Annotated in this window: 18 protein-coding genes; 8 read left to right on the top strand and 10 right to left on the bottom strand. The window is 71.9% G+C overall.

Features of this window, described 5'->3' with window-relative positions:
• Nucleotides 1–145: 145 nt before the first annotated feature.
• The 3 genes from ACFYYH_RS11290 to ACFYYH_RS11280 all read left to right on the top strand — a co-directional run bounded on the left by ACFYYH_RS11290 (nucleotide 146) and on the right by ACFYYH_RS11280 (nucleotide 3,949).
• Nucleotides 146–1,444, top strand: coding sequence for a Clp protease N-terminal domain-containing protein (locus tag ACFYYH_RS11290; RefSeq protein ID WP_388548857.1), 1,299 nt, complete (start codon nucleotides 146–148; stop codon nucleotides 1,442–1,444).
• A gap of 295 nt (nucleotides 1,445–1,739) precedes the next feature.
• Nucleotides 1,740–3,269: a sensor histidine kinase gene (locus ACFYYH_RS11285; RefSeq protein WP_388548854.1), complete on the top strand. Its 1,530-nt coding sequence runs from the start codon at nucleotides 1,740–1,742 to the stop codon at nucleotides 3,267–3,269.
• 26 nt (nucleotides 3,270–3,295) lie between these two features.
• Complete coding sequence (locus ACFYYH_RS11280; protein ID WP_388548851.1) at nucleotides 3,296–3,949, top strand: response regulator; 654 nt, start codon at nucleotides 3,296–3,298, stop codon at nucleotides 3,947–3,949.
• Nucleotides 3,950–4,060: 111 nt separating this feature from the next.
• Here ACFYYH_RS11280 and ACFYYH_RS11275 read toward each other — a convergent pair whose 3' ends face one another.
• From ACFYYH_RS11275 to ACFYYH_RS11265, 3 genes are all read right to left on the bottom strand, one after another.
• Complete coding sequence (locus ACFYYH_RS11275) at nucleotides 4,061–4,633, bottom strand: cob(I)yrinic acid a,c-diamide adenosyltransferase (RefSeq protein ID WP_388548848.1); 573 nt, start codon at nucleotides 4,631–4,633, stop codon at nucleotides 4,061–4,063.
• 98 nt (nucleotides 4,634–4,731) lie between these two features.
• Entirely contained in the window at nucleotides 4,732–5,232 is a 501-nt protein-coding gene (locus ACFYYH_RS11270) for an SRPBCC domain-containing protein (protein ID WP_388548845.1), read from the bottom strand.
• Complete coding sequence (locus ACFYYH_RS11265; RefSeq protein WP_388548843.1) at nucleotides 5,229–5,549, bottom strand: ArsR/SmtB family transcription factor; 321 nt, start codon at nucleotides 5,547–5,549, stop codon at nucleotides 5,229–5,231. The genes ACFYYH_RS11270 and ACFYYH_RS11265 overlap by 4 nt, the downstream gene beginning before the upstream one ends.
• A 256-nt stretch (nucleotides 5,550–5,805) precedes the next feature.
• On the opposite strand from ACFYYH_RS11265, the gene ACFYYH_RS11260 reads away from it, so the two are divergent.
• The 3 genes from ACFYYH_RS11260 (at nucleotide 5,806) to ACFYYH_RS11250 (ending at nucleotide 10,322) form a co-directional block, all read left to right on the top strand.
• Complete coding sequence (locus tag ACFYYH_RS11260; RefSeq protein ID WP_388548842.1) at nucleotides 5,806–6,654, top strand: 3-hydroxyacyl-CoA dehydrogenase family protein; 849 nt, start codon at nucleotides 5,806–5,808, stop codon at nucleotides 6,652–6,654.
• Between the two features lie 145 nt (nucleotides 6,655–6,799).
• Nucleotides 6,800–7,123, top strand: coding sequence for an STAS domain-containing protein (locus ACFYYH_RS11255; RefSeq protein WP_066956508.1), 324 nt, complete (start codon nucleotides 6,800–6,802; stop codon nucleotides 7,121–7,123).
• Between the two features lie 211 nt (nucleotides 7,124–7,334).
• On the top strand, nucleotides 7,335–10,322 hold the full coding sequence (locus tag ACFYYH_RS11250) for an ATP-binding protein (RefSeq protein WP_388548840.1): 2,988 nt from the start codon (nucleotides 7,335–7,337) through the stop codon (nucleotides 10,320–10,322).
• A 394-nt stretch (nucleotides 10,323–10,716) separates the two neighbouring features.
• Here ACFYYH_RS11250 and nucS read toward each other — a convergent pair whose 3' ends face one another.
• On the bottom strand, nucleotides 10,717–11,388 hold the full coding sequence (gene nucS / locus ACFYYH_RS11245) for an endonuclease NucS (protein WP_388548837.1): 672 nt from the start codon (nucleotides 11,386–11,388) through the stop codon (nucleotides 10,717–10,719).
• A 213-nt stretch (nucleotides 11,389–11,601) separates the two neighbouring features.
• Here nucS and ACFYYH_RS11240 point away from each other — a divergent pair, with 213 nt between their 5' ends.
• Nucleotides 11,602–11,994 (top strand): SCO5389 family protein, encoded by a 393-nt coding sequence (locus ACFYYH_RS11240; RefSeq protein ID WP_066954020.1) that lies wholly within the window; start codon nucleotides 11,602–11,604, stop codon nucleotides 11,992–11,994.
• 159 nt (nucleotides 11,995–12,153) lie between these two features.
• On the opposite strand, the gene ACFYYH_RS11235 is transcribed toward ACFYYH_RS11240, so the two are convergent.
• Nucleotides 12,154–13,179 (bottom strand): LLM class flavin-dependent oxidoreductase, encoded by a 1,026-nt coding sequence (locus tag ACFYYH_RS11235; RefSeq protein WP_388548834.1) that lies wholly within the window; start codon nucleotides 13,177–13,179, stop codon nucleotides 12,154–12,156.
• Between the two features lie 208 nt (nucleotides 13,180–13,387).
• Between ACFYYH_RS11235 and ACFYYH_RS11230 the strand changes: the two genes are divergently transcribed.
• Entirely contained in the window at nucleotides 13,388–13,717 is a 330-nt protein-coding gene (locus ACFYYH_RS11230; RefSeq protein ID WP_388548831.1) for an ATP/GTP-binding protein, read from the top strand.
• Between the two features lie 125 nt (nucleotides 13,718–13,842).
• Here ACFYYH_RS11230 and ACFYYH_RS11225 read toward each other — a convergent pair whose 3' ends face one another.
• The 5 genes from ACFYYH_RS11225 to ACFYYH_RS11205 all read right to left on the bottom strand — a co-directional run bounded on the left by ACFYYH_RS11225 (nucleotide 13,843) and on the right by ACFYYH_RS11205 (nucleotide 19,066).
• Entirely contained in the window at nucleotides 13,843–14,742 is a 900-nt protein-coding gene (locus ACFYYH_RS11225; RefSeq protein WP_388548828.1) for an ABC transporter permease subunit, read from the bottom strand.
• Nucleotides 14,739–15,968, bottom strand: coding sequence for an ATP-binding cassette domain-containing protein (locus ACFYYH_RS11220; RefSeq protein WP_388548826.1), 1,230 nt, complete (start codon nucleotides 15,966–15,968; stop codon nucleotides 14,739–14,741). Before ACFYYH_RS11220 ends, ACFYYH_RS11225 begins: the two co-directional genes overlap by 4 nt.
• A 161-nt stretch (nucleotides 15,969–16,129) precedes the next feature.
• Nucleotides 16,130–16,909, bottom strand: a complete 780-nt coding sequence (locus ACFYYH_RS11215; protein ID WP_388548824.1) for an ABC transporter permease subunit — start codon at nucleotides 16,907–16,909, stop codon at nucleotides 16,130–16,132.
• Nucleotides 16,910–16,911: 2 nt separating this feature from the next.
• Nucleotides 16,912–17,964 (bottom strand): ABC transporter ATP-binding protein, encoded by a 1,053-nt coding sequence (locus ACFYYH_RS11210; protein WP_388548822.1) that lies wholly within the window; start codon nucleotides 17,962–17,964, stop codon nucleotides 16,912–16,914.
• 163 nt (nucleotides 17,965–18,127) lie between these two features.
• A complete protein-coding gene (locus ACFYYH_RS11205; protein WP_388548819.1) occupies nucleotides 18,128–19,066 on the bottom strand; it encodes a cellulose-binding protein in 939 nt (312 codons plus the stop codon).
• Between the last annotated feature and the right edge of the window lie 75 nt (nucleotides 19,067–19,141).

The raw sequence follows: 19,141 nt of genomic DNA, 5'->3' as shown, positions 1-19,141 counted from the left end.
CGCTCCCACTCAGCATCGCTCAGATCACCCCGCCCCATGCCCACACCAACGACCCGCACACGAAGCAGTCACATGATCGACCGGACAAGTCCTAGCGTCGGTCGCGGACCAGGCCACCGCACTCAGGACCCAAGGGGAACACCCGATGGAAAACCGATCTCCCTTCACGGCTCGCACCGATGCCGCGCGACGCGCCGACGGGACCGAACCCGCCGGCGAGGTCACGGAGTTCGAGTCCGACGTCGTCGATCTGCTCGTCGAGATGCTGCGCCGTGCGCTCACCCACGAGTTCCGGCACCTGGGCACGGAGGATCTCCTGTCCTCACTGGTCATGGGTGACTCGGCGGCGGGCGCGGCGATCGCCCCCGGTATGCGGCGGGCCGGCGGGCTGAGCGGACTGATCGCGGGCCGGGCGGGACGCGGCTGGGTGAGCGACGACAACGGCGACGGCGGCCATGGGGACGGCGGCCATGGGGACGGCGGCGACGGCACCGCGGCCGTATCCGGTGACGGCACCGCGGCCGTGTCCGGTGACGAGCACGAGGTCGAGCACGAGGTCGACGCCGCCTGGCGCCTGGCGCGGTGGCAGGTCGCGCAGCGCTCCGGCAAGGGCGTCGCGCCGAGCGACCGGGAATGGCCCGAGCCGTCCGGGGCACTGCGCGCCTGCCTGCTCCACGCCCACCGGCTCGCTCGCGGGGACGCGTCCCCCGGCGTGTGCTCCCGGCATGTGGCCCGTGCCCTGTTGGACCTCCCCGGCACCAGGGCGCGGGAGGCATGCGTACTGAGGCGGCTGGACCCGGCCGCCGCGTACACCGAACTGGACACGCTGGACACCCGGGCACGGAACGGGACCGAACCGCCGGAGACCGGCCGGCCCCTCTCCCCGGCCGTGACCGTCCTGCGCCGGGCCGGGGTGCTGGAGGACCGGAGCAACTGGCTGGCCCGCACCCTGATGGCGTGGACGACCGGCAGCGCCGACGACGGCTCGCCCATCCTGTTCGCGGTGAACGTGGAGGCCGGACGCCAGGCCGTACGGTGCGGACGGGAGACGGTGGAACCGGTGGATCTGCTGCTGGCCGTCCTCGCGCTGGACAGGTCACTGTCGCTCGCCGGACGGTCACTGCCCGAGGCGCTGGCACCCGTCAACGAGGCCGCCGCTCTGCTGCGTACCCACGGAGTGCGCCCGGCGCCGCTGTTCCTGGCGGCTCTCGCCGCCGATCCGCTCACCGCCTCCGCTCACGTGCCGCGCTCCGCCGCGGCCGAACGGGCCATCGCCGTGGCACGGCTCACCGGCGCCGAGCACCGCGCTTCCTCGGTGGGCACGGTGCACCTCGTGACCGCGCTCCTCGACGATGCCGAGGGACCGGTCCCGGCACAACTGCGCGCCCTCGGCGTGGACCTGACCGCGCTGAGGACGGAGCTGGGTCTCCGGCTGAGCGCGTGAGGGGCCGGGCCCCGGGCCGGCGGGCCCCGCGCGGACCCGGCCGCTGCGGCCGACGCTACCGTTGCCGCCAGGAGACCTACGGGCGAGGACGGGGATGAGGGTGAGGCGCGTGCCCGGACGTAAGCCGCGGGCATGGGCGCGCGCATGGGCGCGCACGGGACACGGGACGGCGGACGCGGCGCGACCGGCCCGGACGGCCCGGACGGCCCGATCGGGCGTCATGCCGCGATCGGCCCGTATGTCACGGCGGGCTCGTATGCCACGGCCGGCCGGCATGGCGCGGTCCGTGCGGCGCATGGCGCGGTCCGTGCGGCGCGAGGCGGTGGAAGGCTGGGCCGCCGTGCGCCGTGCCCCGCGCCGTACCGTCGCCGCCGAGGCGGTGGGCTGGCTGCTGACGGCGGCCCTCGGACTGGTCCCGCTGCCGCTGGTGCACCCGGACCGGCCCGTCCTGGCTGTGCTGGAGGCGCTGTACGCGGCGTCCCTCGTACCCCTGCGGCACCACCGGCCGGTCCTGGCGGTGCTGGGTACGGGACCCCTGCTGGTCGGCCCCAACGTATGGGTACTGGCCGTGGTACCGCTGATCGTGCTGCCCGCCACCCGGCGGATCGCGCCGCCGCGCCGCGCCTGGCACGCCGTAGGAGCGGCCTGCGCGGTGACCCTCGCGCTGACGCTCGCCGGAAGCCCGGCCCGGCCGGGCGCCTGGCCGGCGGAGCTGGCCGGGAACGGTGTCTCCGCGGTGCTCCTCGTGCTGCTCCCCGCGCTGGCCGGGACACTGCTGGGGCGGCGCCGGCCCCTGGTCGGTCTGCTGCGGGAACGCAACGCCTATCTGGAACAGGCCCGTTCACTGACCGCCGCCACGGCGCGGCTGGAGGAACGTACCCGTATCGCCGGCGAGATGCACGATCTCCTCGGCCACCGGCTGAGCCTGATATCGGTGCACGCCGGGGCACTGGAACTGGCCGCCGCGCGTCAGGCACCGCCGCTGGCCGGACAGGCCGAGCTGCTGCGCACCACCGCGGGCACGGCGATGGAGGAACTGCGCGGCATCCTGGGCCTGTTGCGGCACGAGGACACGGCGGGGACCGATCCCGAGGGGCATCGCGGAACACGCGAGGACATCACCGCACTGGTGGCGCAGTCCCGGCAGGCCGGTGTCACCGTCGAACTCGACTGGTCGCTCCCCGACTCGGCCGATCCGGGCCCGCGCACCCGCCAGTCGATGCACCGCGTGGTCCGCGAGGGGCTGACGAACGTGCTCAAGCACGCGGCCGGGGCACCCACACGGGTGGAGGTCAGGGGCGACGGCGGGGCCGGGAGCGACGGCAGGGTCAGGGGCGAGACCGGGGACGAGGGCGATCGCGGTACCTGCGACGGTCACGGGGGCGGCACCGGTCGCGCGGCCGGGAGCGGCTCCGGCCGGATCGAGGTCTCCGTCACCAACGAGGCCCCACACGAGGGACGTCAACGCCTCCCGGGGGCCGGAAACCGCAGCGGACTGGCCGGGCTGGAGGAGCGGATCACGCTGCTCGGGGGCTCGTTCACGGCGGGCCCCCTGCGGGACGGCGGGTTCCGGCTGGCCGCCCTCCTGCCGTCCCGTCCGGACGGCGTCACCCCGGCCGTACCCCCACCGGACCCGAGCGCGGTCGTCACCGGCGAATCCGGGGCGCCCCGGGACGGCACCGCACACCCGGGAACCCGCGCTCCCCTCTCGGCCGAGATCCTCACCTGGCCCCGGGTCCTGGGCGCGGGCTGCGCGGCCACGCTCGTGGTCCTGCCCACCGTGACCTTCCTGATCCTGCTCCTGGTGGCCGCCGCGCTGGAATGAGGCCGCTCCCGGCCTAGGATGAGGCGGTGATCCGAGTCCTCATAGCCGACGACGAGGCGTTGATGCGCGCCGGCATCCGGCTGATCCTGGAGAACGCCGAGGACATCGAGGTGGTGGCCGAAGCGGGGGAGGGCCGTCAAGCCGTCGCGGCCTGCCGCGACCGGACCGTCGACGTGGCGCTGCTCGACATCCAGATGCCGGCCGGGGACGGTATCGCCGCCGCCGAGGAGATCGCCCGTATCTCGCCCTCCACCCACGTGGTGATGCTCACGGCGTTCGGCGAGGAGCGGAGCGTGACGCGGGCCCTGCGGGCCGGCGCGAGCGGCTTCCTGCTCAAGGACACCGGCCCCACCGAACTGATCCACGCGGTACGGCTCGCCGCGACCGGCGAACCGGTGCTGGCGCCCCGGATCACCAGGCAGTTGATGGAACAGCACGTACGGTCCACCCATGACGCGCAGGCCGCCCGGCGCAGGGTCGAGCATCTGACCCCCGCCGAGCGGAGCGTCCTGCGGCTGCTGGGCACCGGCCTGTCCAACGCCGAGATCGCCGACCGGCTCCATCTGAGCGCGAGCACGGTCAAAGCGCACATCAGCCGCATCCTGACCCGCACGGGCTGCGCCAACCGCGTACAGGCCGCGGTGCTGGCCCATGACGCGGACCTGCTCCCCCACCCGTGAGAAACGGCCCGCCGGGAAGCCCCCGCCGGCCGGTGCGGCGGTCGGTGACGGCGCCCGGTGCGGCGGTCGGTGACGGGGATCGGTGACGGCGGTCGGTTTGGGCGGCCGGCCTCAGCGTTCGCCGCCCGGCACCCAGAGCACGTCCCCGACCTCCCTGTTCGCCACCCGGGCGAGAATGAAGAGGAGGTCGGACAGACGGTTCAGATAGGTCGCCGTCAGGGCGTTCATGGTCTCCCCGTGCACCTCCAGCGCCGCCCACGTCGAACGCTCGGCGCGACGGACGACCGTGCAGGCCTGGTGCAGCAGGGCGGCGCCCGGGGTGCCACCGGGGAGGATGAAGCTGCGGAGCTTGTCGACCCGCTCCAGGAAACGGTCGCAGTCCGCCTCCAGCTTGTCGATGTACGACTGCTCGACCCGCAGCGGCGGGTACGCGGGCTCCTCCACCACCGGGGTCGACAGGTCCGCGCCCACGTCGAAGAGGTCGTTCTGGACCCGGACCAGGACCTTCACCAGCTCCTCGGGGAGCGCGCCCAGCGCGATCGCCGTACCGATGACGGCGTTGGCCTCATTGGCGTCGGCGTACGCCGCGATCCGCACATCGGTCTTGGCGGTACGGCTCATATCACCGAGCGCGGTCGTGCCCTTGTCGCCGGTGCGGGTGTAGATGCGCGTCAGATTGACCATACGGCCAGCCTAGGCCGTGCCCGGTTCCCGTCGGAGGGCACCGGGCACGGTATGCACAGGGCGCACAGGGCGCACAGGGCGCAGTGGGCGACCGGTCGTCAGCCCACCATCGGCCTGCCGGTCTCCAGCAGGGACTTGAGGTCGCTGAGCAGCAGCGCCCAGCCGCCGCCCGCCTCCTTGATCTCACCCGCGACCTGGGCCGCGTGGGCCGGCGCCCCGCTGACGTCGTGCGTCACGGTGAGCTTGGTGACGCCCCCGTACGGCTCCTCCTCGATCTCGTAGGTGAGCCGTGTGAACGGCTCGCCCGCCAGCTCCGGCGTGAAGAGCATGCGGTAGGTCTGGACGAGCCGGTGCGGCGGAACGGCCTCGACGATCTCCCCCTCGATGATCTGCTCCGGCGCGCCGTGCTGACGCATCTCGTCGCTCGACAGCACCCGGTACGCGCCCCCCGCGCGCAGGTCGAACTCGCCCGCGCAGCGGTAGCCGTAGCGCGCGTTCCACTCCGGCTGGGTGATCGCGTCCCAGACCGCCTGGGGTGTCGCCCTGATGTAGACCTGGTGCACCCGGACGGTCCTGGTCGTCTCGGCCGTGGCTGTCATGTGTTCCCCTCCAGCTCGTTCTTGAGCTCCGCGAGCGCCGTCACCTGGCGCTCGGTGTACTTGTCGATCCACCGGTCGTGGACCAACCGGATCGGTACCGGGTTCAGGAAGTGCAGCTTCTCCCGGCCGGACTTGCGCGTGACGACAAGCCCCGCCTCCTCCAGCACCTTCAGATGCTTCATCGCTCCGTACCGCGTCATCTCCAGCTCGGACTCCAGCTCGGTCAGCGTCCGCCCGTCACGCGCGAAGAGCAGGTCCAGCAGAAAACGGCGCGTCGGATCAGCCAGCGCCTTGAAGACACGGTCGTCGTCGGTCACGGATCCAAAATAGGTGACCAAAGAGTCACATGTAAAGCCTGGCCCGTGGGGGAGCCGCCCGTGGGGGAGCCGGTGCGCAAGTGCGCGGTGTGCGGCGTGTGATGGCGGCCCCGGTGTGATGTCCGTCATGTGAGACGTGACGCGCATCTCTTCATCGCCACACGGCCCACCGCGACCGCTAACCTCCGGCAGAGCACTCGAATGTAAACAGGCGTTAAGGCCTGGGACGAGCCGAAGAAGAATCGTGGGGTGTGACGTGGCCAGGAAGCTCGCCGTCATCGGGGCCGGACTCATGGGGTCCGGGATCGCGCAGGTCTCCGCCCAGGCGGGCTGGGACGTCGTGCTGCGGGATGTCACCGACGCGGCGCTGGCCCGGGGGATCGACGGCATCAGGAGCTCGTACGGGCGGTTCGTCGCCAAGGGCAAGCTGGAGGAGGCCGACGCGGACGCGGCCCTCGCCCGGATCACCACGACCACCGAGCTGGACGCCGTCGCCGACGCGGACATCGTCGTCGAGGCCGTCTTCGAGAAGCTCGACGTCAAGCACGAGATCTTCCGGGCGCTCGACAAGCTCGTCCGGGACGACGCCGTCCTCGCCTCCAACACCTCCGCCATCCCGATCACCAAGATCGCGGCGGTGACCGGGCGCCCGGAGCGTGTCGTCGGCACGCACTTCTTCTCGCCGGTGCCGATGATGCGGCTCTGCGAGCTGGTGCGCGGCTACAAGACGAGCGACGAAACCCTCGCCACCGCGCGGGAGTTCGCCGAGTCCGTGGGGAAGACCTGCATTGTCGTCAACCGCGATGTGGCAGGCTTTGTGACCACACGACTGATCTCCGCGCTGGTGGTCGAGGCCGCCAAGCTCTACGAGTCGGGCGTCGCGTCCGCCGAGGACATCGACACCGCCTGCAAGCTGGGGTTCGGTCACGCCATGGGGCCGCTCGCCACCGCCGACCTGACCGGTGTCGACATCCTCCTCCACGCGAGCGGCAACATCTACGCCGAGTCGCAGGACGAGAAGTTCGCCCCGCCGGAGCTGATGCGCCGGATGGTGGACGCGGGTGACATCGGCCGCAAGAGCGGGCAGGGCTTCTACAAGCACTGAGCCGCCTCACGCCGTTTCGGTATCACCCCACAGGGTGATTTTGGTATCGGTTCGCTTACAGACGGCAACTTCTCCGCCCACGCGGCAGTCAGTTGTTGGAAGACAGAACAGACACGGAGCACAGAAGCACTCTCGGGGAGCGCATATGCACATCAGGGGCGACCACGCCGAGCTGGTCGTCGGGGGCCGCCTCGACGTCCGCAGCGCGGCGGACGCCCGTACGGTCCTGCACTCGGCCGTCGACGACGGAGCCGGCGATCTGGTGCTCGACCTGACCGAACTGGACTCCTGGGACGCCACCGGACTCGGCGTCATCATGGGAGCCCACCGGCGGGCGGGACGGTGCGGTCGCAGACTTGTGCTGCGCGGCGTCCCGCCGCAGATGCAGCGCCTGCTCGTGGCCACCCGATTGCACCGCATTCTCGCCATCGAGGGCGGAATCGCCGCAGAGTCGCTGCCAAGGGTCTGACCCGGCCGGACCGCACAATCCTCATGAGACCGTGATGTCTTGGACGGGTCGGTACCCCGGCTGTTCACGGATACTGTCCGGAGGTTTAGGGTTCGGCCGTCTGCCGATGACCGACCCATGGAGCAGATACCGGACCAGAAGCGACAGATGGGCGTGCGCGGCCGGGGGCAACGGCACGCCACGATCTGGGGGGCTTTTCACCATGGACCCGATGAGCCGGGGACCGGAAGAGTACGGCCACGACGACGAGCGGTTCGACGACCGGCACCTCGGCGCCGGGCGCACCGACGGCCCGCACACCGGCAGCACCCGCCCCGGCGGGGAACACGCCGGTAACGAGCCCGTCGACGGCGCGTCGTACGACGGCCCGCGCCACGGCTACGAGCCCACCGGCGGCGGGAGCCACGACAGCGACGGTCACGGCGGTGGCGACAGCGGCGGGAGCTTCGGCGGCGACGGCTACGACGCCTATGGCTACGACGGCGACGGCTACGGCGGTCGCGGCGCCGGAGCCCCGGGCGGCGGACGCCACGACGGCAGCCGCGCCGATGACGGCCGTACCGACGACAGGCGTGTCCACGACAGCCGTCTCGACGACGGCCGCTACGAGGACGAACGCGCCGACGACCGGCGCCACGAGGGCGAACGCCTCGGCGAGAGCCCCGACTCGGGCCGCCCGGCCCGCGTCGAGATCACCCCCGCGATCACCGCCGCCCTCGCCCCCGCGCCCGCGCGCACCCCCGTCCTTCCCCCGGCGGTCACCCCCGCCCGGGGACATCTCAAGGGCGGCGGACCGGCCACGCCCCCGGCCGCCCGCACGGTCCAGCTCATCTCCGGCGACTTCCTGCTGACCGTCAACCCCGTCGACGGCAGCGAGATCGAGCTGTGCCCGCCGGGCCGCCGGCCCGGCGCCCCCGCGCGGCGCACCGCCCAGGACCGCGCCGCTCTCCAGCGCGCGGGCCGGCCGCCCGTACCGCCGGGACCTGCCGCACCGCCGCTGCCGCTGCTGGAGCGCGCCGAGGAACGCACGCGGCTGACCGGGCTGCTGGGCCGGGGTCGCTCCGTCCGGCTCACCGGGCCCGCGGGGTCCGGACGTACCGCACTGCTCGAAGCGGTCGCGGCGGACTGCGCGAACCTCGCGCCCGACGGCGTCGTCCGGCTCTCCGGCCACCACCGCACCACCACCGAGCTGCTGTACGAGCTGTACTCCGCCGTATACGACGCGACCCTGCGCCGGCCCGACCGCGCGGAGCTGCTCACGCTCGTCCATGACATCGGCGCGGTGGTCGTCCTCGACGATCTGGAGCTGGGCGGCGAGGCGCTGGACGAACTGCTCGGCGCGACCCCCGAGTGCGCCTATCTGCTCGCCCCGGTGCCCGGCGCCGAGGCGCCCTCCGCCGAGGCGCGGCTGGAGGAGATCGCCCTCGGCGGGCTCGGCCGCGGCACCTCGCTGGAACTGCTGGAGCGTGCCGTCGAGCGCCCCCTCACCGACGAGGAGGCGAACTGGTCGGGCGACCTCTGGTTCGAGTCCGAGGGCCTGCCCCTGCGCTTCGTCCAGGCCGGTGCGCTGCTGAGGCAGCGTGACCAGCTCCGTGGCGGCCCCGGGGCCTTCGACGAGTTCGAGCCCTTCGAACCGTCCAACGGCGAGACGCCGGTCAGCACGCCCGACGGGTACGACCTGCCCCTGCCCAGCGTCGGTGAGGGCGCCGCGCCCGCCGCGCTGCTCGCCTCCCGGCTCAGCGAGGCCGCCCGCGCCACCCTGCGCTTCGCCGTGGCGCTCGGCGGCGAGGTGCCGCACCAGGCGCATCTGCCGGCCCTGGTGGGCGACACCCACGCGGACGCCGCGCTCGGCGAGTTGATGAGCTGCGGACTGCTCACCCCGGTCGGCTCGCGCTACCGGCTCGCCACCGGTGTCCTCGCGCAGTTGGAGGCGAAGGGGTACGGCGACGACGCCGTGGCCCACGCGCACACCGCCGCACAGCACTACGCCTGGTGGACCGGGCACCCCTCGGTGACCCCCGAGCGCGCCGCCGCCGAGGCCGACGCCATCCTCGCGGCGCTGGGCCCGCTGGTGCCCGGCCGGGAGTCCGGCCATCCGAGCGCCGCGGTGCTGCTGGCGCGCAGCGCCGCGCCCGCGTTCCTGGCGGGTCTGCACTGGGGCGCCTGGGAACGGGCCCTGCGGGCCGGCTCCGAGGCCGCCAGGCTCGCCGGGGAGGTCGCCGAAGAGGCGTACTTCCACCATGAGTTGGGTGTGCTCGCGCTCTGCGTCGGCAATCCGGACCGGGCCCGTGCCGAGCTGGAGGCGTCGATCGGTATGCGGGGCGCCGTCGCCGACAAGGTCGGCACGGTCGCGGGACGCCGGGCGCTGGCCCTGGTCGCGGACCGCGAGGGCGCGCTGTCCGGCGGACGCGCGCCCGTGGGGGAGGGGTCGGCGGTCGTACGGTACGAGGAGCCGGCGGCCCTCATGTCCACCCCGGCCCTGGGCGGGTCGCTGCCCGCGCTGCCGGGGCCGTCCGGGGCGGGTTCCGCCCCGGCCACCGGCGCGAGTACCCCGCTGGTCACCCGCCGCGACACTCCCGTACCCGGTCCTCGTTCCGCCCCCGGGCCCGCCGCGCACGGCCGGCGTCCCGCGCTGGGCGGTGCCCGGCGCAATCTGGTCGCGGCGGGTGCGGGCGCGGTGCTCGCGGCCGTCCTGGGCACGGTGGTGACGCTGGGCGCGACCTCCGGCAACGGCACCTCGCAGCCGGACCGGGTCAGCACGGAACCGTCCTCGGACCTGGAGGAGGGCGACGACGGCCGGCCGGCCGACCAGCCCGCCGCCGACACGACCCGGGGCCCCGTCACCGGCCGTTCGGAGCAGGGGGCGCCCGCCGCGGAGCCGACCGACAGCGCCACCCCTTCGGGTACGGCGTCGTCCTCGGAGGGCCCTTCCGACGGCGGTTCGTCTCCGGACGGCGGCAGCCCGTCCGCGCCGGGCACCTCGCCGAAGCCGCCGACGAAGTCGCCGTCGACGCCGCCCACCGGGCCCTCGGACACTCCTTCGTCACCGTCGACGCCGCCCTCGGGCGGCTCGCCGTCGGAGTCGCCGTCGGAGAGCGCCCCGGAACCGTCGCAGCCCGCGACGGCGAGCGACATGTCCCCCAGCCTCAGCGCGGGCGTCACGGAGTCCGGCGACGCCTCGCCCGGCACCCCGGCCTGACGCTCCGGCGACAGCGACGGCGACAGCGACAGCGATGGCGACGCGGCACGGCGCGAACGCGATGCCCCGGGACGGGACACGGCCGGCCCGTCGTCCGCGTACGGACAGCCGACGGCGGAACGTGAACGACGGCGGGGCGTGAACGACGGCGGGGCGTGAACGACGGCGGGGCGTGAACGACGGCGGGGCGTGAACGACGGCGGGGCGTGAACGACGGCGGGGACGACCGACGCCGGAGCGTGACCGACGGTGGAAGGTGAACGACGTGGGGGCCGCTCCGGAGAGCGGCCCCCACGTCCGTGTCAATGCCGGTGCCGGACACCTGGCCGGTCTTGGGGCCCTCGGGCCCACGGGCCCGCAGACCTCCTCCGGCCCCCGGGCGCCCGGACGGCGGTCAGAAGAGCCGGAGCTTGTCGTCCTCGATGCCGCGCAGCCCGTTGTAGTCGAGCACGACACAGCCGATCCCGCGGTCCGTCGCCAGGACCCGCGCCTGCGGCTTGATCTCCTGGGCCGCGAACACGCCCTTCACCGGGGCGAGATGAGGATCCCGGTTGAGGAGTTCGAGATACCGCGTGAGCTGCTCGACCCCGTCGATCTCGCCGCGCCGCTTGATCTCCACCGCCACGGTCACCCCGTCCGCGTTCCGGCACAGGATGTCCACCGGGCCGATCGCGGTCGGGTACTCGCGGCGGATCAGGGTGTATCCGTCGCCCAGCGTCTCGATACGGTCCGCGAGCAGCTCCTGGAGGTGCGCTTCCACGCCGTCCTTGATGAGACCGGGGTCGACGCCCAGCTCGTGCGAGGAGTCGTGGAGTACTTCCTCCATGGTGATGATCAGTTTCTCGCCCGCTTTGTTCACGACCGTCCACACGCCGGCGTCGTTGTCGGCGCCTTCCTTGAGTGTGCAGGGCGGCGACATCCAGTTGAGGGGCTTGTACGCCCGGTCGTCGGCGTGGATCGACACACTGCCGTCGGCCTTGACCAGGATGAGACGGGGAGCGGAGGGCAGGTGGGCGGTGAGCCGGCCCGCGTAGTCCACGGAGCAGCGGGCAATGACGAGACGCATGGTCGGCAACGCTACTCGACCGGCGAGCCCCCGCGCGATTCGCCCCGGAAGCCCCCGTTCGTTATTGGCCGGTTGTGTTCCCATTCTCCTGGTGCCGTCCCCACTGCGCGCCTAACGTGGAAGCAGGAGGTCGCCGGTCGTGCACGCTGCGTCGTCGTCGCCTCCTTCCCTGCCCGTAAGGCCCCGCTTCCCGGGGTCGCGAGAGGAGAACCCATGTCGCTCGACGTCTCACCGGCGCTGTTGGATCAGGCCGAGCGAGGCGAGGTCGACGAAGCGGCTTTCGTCGACTGCGTCCGGACCTCCCTGCCCTACGCATGGGAGATGATCAGTTCTCTGGTGGCTGAGCTGAAGGTGGACGGTGGACCTTTCGCCGACAACCAGACGCCGCCGCCGGACGAGCAGGCACGTGGTCAGTTGCTGCGCGCGCTCGCGAGTGACGCGATTCGCGGTGCGCTCCAGCGGCACTTCGGAGTGCGTCTCGCTTTTCAGAACTGCCACCGCGTCGCGGTGTTTCCACTGGACACCTCGGTCGACGAGCGGCTGGCCCGTTTCACCTCGGTGAGGGCCCAGTTGCTCAACCAGTCTCCCGAACTCCGGGACTGCTGACGTCCCTTGCTGCCGCTCCGCACCGGGGAGGTGTCGTGGGTGCAGGAGCGGCAGCAGTTCCGAGAACCGGACTCCTCGTGTGACGCGCGTGGTTCGGGTGCTGACGTGGTGAGTTCCGGTGGTCGGTCCGCCTCCCGGCCGGTCGCACCGCCGGCCCGGTCAGCCGAGTCCCGGCAGTACCTCCGTCCCGAGGCGCTGTATGTTCTCCTCGGTCGTCGCCAGATCGCCCGAGCCCTCGACGAGCAGTGCGAAGCGGCTGATGCCGGTGCGCTCCGCCGTGGCCGCGAGCCGGTCCACCGCCAGCCGGGGCGGCCCCACGGGATGCAGTCCGCAGAGCAGTTCGGTGTACTCCACCGGGTCCCGCATCGAGCGGCGCCTGCCGTCGACCGTGACATGGGCGCCCAGGCCCTGCCGCAGCCAGCCGGGCATCGCCTTGACGAGCGTCTCGGCCGCCTCGGACCGGCCGTCCGCGATCTGCGCGACGCCGACCGACACATGCGCGGCGTCCTCGATCTCCTCGGCGCTGCGCCCCGTGGCGCGCGCGTGCGTCCGCCACAGTCCGACCATCTCCGCCTTCTCGTCGTCGCCGCAGTGCATCCCCAGCAGCATCGGCAGACCGTGCTCGGCGGCCAGCCGTACGGTCTTGGGCGAGGTGCAGGCGATGACCACCTCGGGTTCCGCGACGTCCATCAGCTCGTCCGGCCTCGGTACGACGGGGACCTCGCGGAACCGGAACCGTTCGCCCGTGGCCGAGACCCGGGGTTCGCGCAGCCAGCGCAGCAGCAGGGCGAGTGCTTCGGGGAACTCGCGCTCGTACGCCGCCAGACCGGTGCCGAAGACCTCCAGATCGACCCAGGGGCCGCCGCGGCCCACCCCGAGTGTGAACCGTCCGCCGGACACCAGGTGCAGCAGTGCCGCCTGCTCGCCGAGTGCCACCGGATGCACGTTCGGCAACACACTGACCGCCGTGCCCACCCGGAGTCGCCGGGTGCGGCCGAGGAGCACCGCGGCCAGGGTGACGGCCGACGGGCACACCCCGTACGGCACGAAGTGGTGCTCGGCCAGCCAGACCGCGTCGAGCCCGGCCTCCTCGGCCAGTTCGGCGGTGCGCACCGCCCGGTTCAGTGCCTCTCCCTGTCCCTGGCCAGGGAACTGGGCGGACAGTACGAAAGCTCCAACACGCATCGCCTTTCCTCCTTGCGGCCGACGCGACTCCCCTGTGGGCAACAACGTCTGACACCTGCCGAAGGCACGGCCGTTCAGCAAAGTTATGCGATTGTCCCTTAAGTCTGTTCTGTGAGTCCGGGCGTCCTGAGCCGCGCGGGACGTCCACCCGGCGGTCCGGGTCGTAGGCTGGGTCAGGAACCGTGCTGTCTGCCCCGTGAGGTGTCCTGTGTCCCCGCGCCGCAACCGCCCCCGAGGCGGCGAGAAACCGACCGAGCGAGCCGGTGAGGCGGGGGAGAGGTACGGGGGGTTCCAGCGGTCGGAGTCCTGGCAGGGCGAGGACTGGTCGGTGCGCCATGTCGCCGGCGCGAGCGCCGAGGGCAAGCGGTACCGCTGCCCCGGCTGCGACCAGGAGATCCCGTCGGCCGTGCCGCATGTGGTGGCCTGGCCCCAGTACGGCGGGGTGGACGACCGCCGCCACTGGCACCGGTCCTGCTGGACCGCGAAGGACCGCCGCACCTCACGGGTACAGCGGTCCCGGAACGCGCCCAAGTACTGAGCGGCCATGTACTGAGCGCCCATGTACTGAGCGCCCATGTGCTGACCGGCCATGTGCTGAGCGCCCATGTGCTGACCGGCCCCGGCCCGGTGGCCGGACCGGTACGGACCCGGTGCCGTCCGCGACTACACGTCGCGCTTGTCGAGGGCGAGGCAGGCGCCGGCCATCGCGACGGCCGTCACACCCAGCAGGATCCACAGCGGCTCCCAGCCCTGGGGGCCCGACGAGCCCGAGATGCCGGTGCTGTCGGTGTAGAACACCGAGAGCTGGTTGGGGATCGAGTACTCGAACAGGGCGTCCCGCAGATCACCGAGCGAGTTCGAGAACATGAACATGGCCAGCACCAGCGGCAGCAGGACCACACCGATCATGATGGTGATCGCCCCCGCAGAGTGCCGGACCAGCGCGCCGACGGCCATGGACAGCAGTCCGAGCGTGGCCAGATAGAGGCTGATGCCGACCGTCGCCCGGAACCAGGCCGCGCCGTCGGGCGACTCGGTGTCCACGATCGTGGTCTGGAGCGCGGCCACGATCATCGTGGTCACGGCCGTGATCACGAAGACCAGGAGGAAGAAGACGGTCGCCTTGGCGGCCAGCACCCGGACCCGGCTGGGGCACGCGGTCAGGGTTGTACGGATCATGCCGGTGCCGTACTCCGAGGCGATGGTCATGACCCCGAGCGTGATCACGCACATGGTCCCGAGCAGTACGCCGAAGAACCCGAGGGCGAGCACGGACTCGCTGTCGGCCACCTCGGCGTCGGCCGAGGCCACGATCACGGCGGCGAGCAGACCGATGCCCACCACCAGCACGATCATGACCCCGAGCGTCCACATCGTGGAACGTACGGACCGGAGTTTGGTCCACTCCGAAGCCAGCGCGTCACCGAGATGGGTCCGGCGGGCCGGGATGGGCGAGACATAGCCGCCGACGGGACCGTTCTGTCCGCCGAAGGCCTGCCGCGGGACCGGCTGCGGGACCGTTTGCGGGGCCTGCGGGGGGACCTGCTGGTACGGGGTCGTCATCGGGCGTCCTCGGTGCTGTCGCGCTTCGTCGGGTCCGGGGCGGGGGCCGTTACGGCCGGGGCGGGCGTGACGGACGTGGCGGTCGGTACGACGGAGGCCGCGCCGGCCGGAGCCACGCCGGCGGGGGTGGCCGGGGTGGCCGGGGCGTCACCCGCGTACGGGTTGGCCCGGGGCGGCGGCGGGGCGTACCAGCCCTGCTGCGGCACATCCGGTACGGCCGGCGGCGCGTACCCCTGAGGGGCGGCCCCATACCCGTACTGCGGCCCGTAGCCGGGCGTCTGCGGCTGCTGGAACCCGGCCAGCGCGTCGGCCGTCGAGCGGTAGTCCACGGCGCTCTGCGTCATCCGCATGTACGCCTCCTCCAGCGAGGCCTGGTGCGGGGACAGCTCCCAGAGCCGTACGTCCGCCCCGTGCGCCAGATCGCTGATCCGGGGCAGCGTGAGCCCGGTGACCCGCAGCGCGCCGTCCGGTTCCGAGAGCACCTGGCCGCCCGCCTCGGTCAGCGAGGACATCAGCTTCTCGCGCCGCTCGGCGTCGCTGCCCGCGACCCGCACCCGCGCGAAGTCCGCCGAGTTGGCCGAGATGAAGTCCTTGACGCTCATATCCGCGAGGAGCTGCCCGCGCCCGATCACGATGAGATGGTCGGCGGTGACCGCCATCTCACTCATGAGATGCGAGGAGACGAAGACCGTACGGCCCTCGGAGGCGAGCTGCTTCATCAGATTGCGGACCCAGAGGATGCCCTCGGGATCGAGGCCGTTGACGGGCTCGTCGAAGAGCAGCACCTGCGGGTCCCCGAGCAGCGCCGCCGCGATCCCCAGCCGCTGTCCCATACCGAGGGAGAAGCCCTTGGAACGCTTTCTGGCCACATCCTGGAGGCCGACGACACCGAGGACCTCGTCCACCCGCGTCGCGGGTATCCCGGAGAGCTGGGCCAGGGACAGGAGGTGATTGCGCGCGCTGCGCCCGCCGTGCACCGCCTTGGCGTCCAGCAGCGCGCCCACCTGACGCGGCGCGTTCGGCAGATGACGGAAGGGATGTCCGCCGACCGTCACCCGGCCCGCGCTCGGCCGGTCGAGTCCGAGGATCATCCGCATGGTGGTCGATTTGCCGGAACCGTTGGGGCCCAGGAACCCGGTCACCGATCCGGGCCGTACCTGGAAGGAAAGGTTGTACACGGCCGTCTTGGCGCCGTAGCGCTTCGTCAGGCCGACTGCCTCGATCATTCTCCAGCCCCATCGACAGGTCAGGTCGTCGGGGCAGTCGCCGTTCCCGGCCGAAGACCCCCGTAAGAGTTAGGAGGATATCCGGGCCTTGACGGTTGCGGCCAAGCCGTTCCGGCGGAGAGTCGGTGACGAACGGGCCGGGGTCTCCGAACCAGAGCCCTTCAAGCGTCCCGCTTCCTCAGCACGAGGTAACCGCCCAGAAGCGCCGCCACCACCCACAGGACCAGGATCCCCAGACCGCCCCAGGGGCCGTAGGGAGTCTCGTCGGAATTCATGGCGTCCGGCACCACCTGGAGGATCCTGGAGCCCGCCCGGTCGGGGAAGTAGTGGGCGACCTCCTTCGCGACCGGCACCGCCGCCAGGATTTGCGAGACCAGGAAGAAGAACGGCATCAGAATGCCCAGCGAGAGGATCGAACTGCGCAGCATCGTGGCCACGCCCATCGAGAAGACGGCGATCAGCGCCATGTAGAGCCCGCTGCCGATCACCGCGCGCAGCACATTCGGCTCACCGATGGTGGTGCCGTGGTCACCGAGCAGCGCCTGGCCGAGGAAGAACGCCAGAAAGCCGGTGACGAGCCCCACCATCAGGGCCAGCACCCCGGCCACCAGGATCTTGGCGAAGAGGAAGGTGCCCCGCCGCGGTACGGCGGCCAGCGAGGTGCGGATCATGCCCGAGCTGTACTCGGAGCCGACCACCAGCACCCCGAAGACCACCATCGCGAGCTGGCCCAGGACCATCCCGGAGAAGCTGGTGAACGTCGGATCGAAGGTGGCCCGCTGGGGTGCGGACAGATCGTCGAACGTCGAGTTCAGCAGCGCCGAGAGGGCCGCGCCCAGGGCCACGGTCACGACCAGGGCGCTGATCAGCGTCCAGGTCGTGGAGGCGACCGTACGGATCTTGGTCCACTCGGACCGGAGGACCGCGGGTACCGATCCCATCGTCAGACTCCCCTGCCCTGGTGGTTCCCGCCGTCCTGAGCACCCGGTCCGCCGTCCTGAGCACCCGGTCCGCCCTGCGGGGCACCCGGGCCGCCCTGCGGGACCTGGCCCCACGCGGGTGGCGGCGGCTGCTGCTGCCCGCCGCCGGGCCCCGCGTGCGCGTGGTACTCGACCGACCCGGCCGTCATCCGCATGAACGCCTCCTCCAGCGAGGCACGCTGGGCGCTCAGCTCGTGCAGCACGATCCCGTGGCGCGCCGCCAGCTCGCCCAGTTCCTCGGTGGAGGCCCCGTCGATCTCCAGCACCCCGCCGTCGGCCTCGGCCGCGGTGAACCCGGCGGTGTGCAGTACGTCCTTGAGCTGCTCCCGCTGCGGCGAGCGCACCCGGGCGTAACTGCGGGAATTCTCCCGGATGAAGTCCGCCATCGATGTGTTCGCGAGCAGTCTGCCCTGCCCGATCACGATCAAGTGATCCGCCGTCAAGGCCATTTCACTCATGAGATGGCTGGAGACAAAGATGGTGCGGCCGTCGTTCGCCAGCGCCTTCATCAGATTACGGATCCAGTGGATACCCTCCGGGTCCAGACCATTGACCGGTTCGTCGAACATCAGGATCTCGGGATCACCGAGCAGCGCGGCGGCGATTCCCAGTCGCTGTCCCATACCGAGGGAGAAGCCTTTCGACTTCTTTCCCGCCACCGCGGTCAGCCCGACCATGTCGAGCACGTCGTTCACCCGGCTCCGGGGAATGCGATTGCTCTGCGCCAGACAGAGAAGATTGTTGTAGGCGCTGCGGCCGCCGTGCATGGCCTTCGCCTCCAGCAGCGCCCCGATGTGCTTGAGGGGCTCGGCGAGTTCGCGGTAGTGCCTGCCGTCGATCCGGACCGACCCACCGGTCGGGATGTCCAGATCGAGCATCATCCGCATGGTGGTCGACTTGCCCGCGCCGTTGGGGCCCAGAAAGCCCGTCACCACCCCGGGCCTGACCTGGAAGGAGAGATCATCGACGGCGACCTTGCGGCCGAAGTGTTTGGTGAGCCCCTCAACCTCGATCATGCGGACAACCTAAGGGTGCGCAAAGCCCCCCGCCACCGGAGTGACAGGGGGCTTGCGCGATCGTTACATACTCGAACGGCCTTGCGTGCTCAGCCGGTCCGGCTCAGCCGCTCCGTACCGGCCGCCCGGTCCCGGCGGCCGGCCCCGACGACGGTCCTGCGGCTCAGCGGGTCTGCTGGGCAGGCACACCACGGGAGATCGGCTCGTCGTCCGCCGGGGAGCCGGCGGCGGCCACGGCGGCACCGGTCAGCGTGGCCAGCATCTCGCGGACGTTGGTGAGCTGGGCGTTGATCGAGTCGCGGCGGTTGGTGAGCGCCGCCAGCTCGCGCTCCGATTCGCTGCGGATCCGGTCGGCCTTGGCGTTCGCGTCGGCCACGATGTCCTCGGCCTGGCGCTGGGCCGTCTCGACGGTCTGCCGGGCCCGGCGCTCCGCGTCCGTACGCAGCTTCTCGGCCTCCAGCCGGAGCTGCTCGGCGCGGTGCTCGATCTCCGCCAGACGCTTCTCGGCCTTGGCCTGGCGCGAGGCCAGGTCGCGCTCCGACTGATCACGCCGCTTGGCGAGGTTCGTCTCGAAGTCCGCGGCGGCCTGGGCGGCCTTGGCGCGGGTCTCCTCGAAGAGCGCGTCGGCCTCCTCGCGCTTGGACTGCGCGTCCTTCTGCGCCTCCGACCGCAGGGTCGAGGCGTCACCCTTCGCCTTCTCGACGATACGGACGCCCTCGTCCTCGGCCTTCGCCTTGCGCTCCGACGCGAACGCCTCCGCGTCGTTGCGCACCTGCTGGGCCGCCGACTCGGCCAGCTCGCGGTGCTGCTCCGCCGCGCGCCTGGCCTCCTCGCGCAGGTCCTTCGCCTCTTCCTCGGCGAGGCGGAGGATCTTCTCGACGCGGGCGCCGAGTCCGGCGTAGGACGGCTCCGCGTCGGTTACCTGGGCCTGGGCGTTCTGCGTTTCGAGGTGGAGCTCCTCGATGCGCTTCTCCAGTGCGGTGATACGGGCCAGAGCACTGTCACGGTCGGCGACGAGTTTGGTAATGCGGTCGTCCACCTGACCGCGGTCGTAACCACGCCGCACGAGCTCGAAGCCGAATGGGGAGGATGTGTCGCTCATGGGGTTCCTGTCGAATGAGACCGGTGAGGTGATAGGGGGAATCCTAGGGGCCTAAGCGGCGTGTCATCGAGCGGA

This window comes from Streptomyces sp. NPDC002018, assembly GCF_042890865.1.
GTDB lineage: Bacteria > Actinomycetota > Actinomycetes > Streptomycetales > Streptomycetaceae > Streptomyces.
The sequence above is the reverse complement of the archived record's forward strand: the minus strand, read 5'-3'. Positions and strand labels throughout refer to the sequence as shown.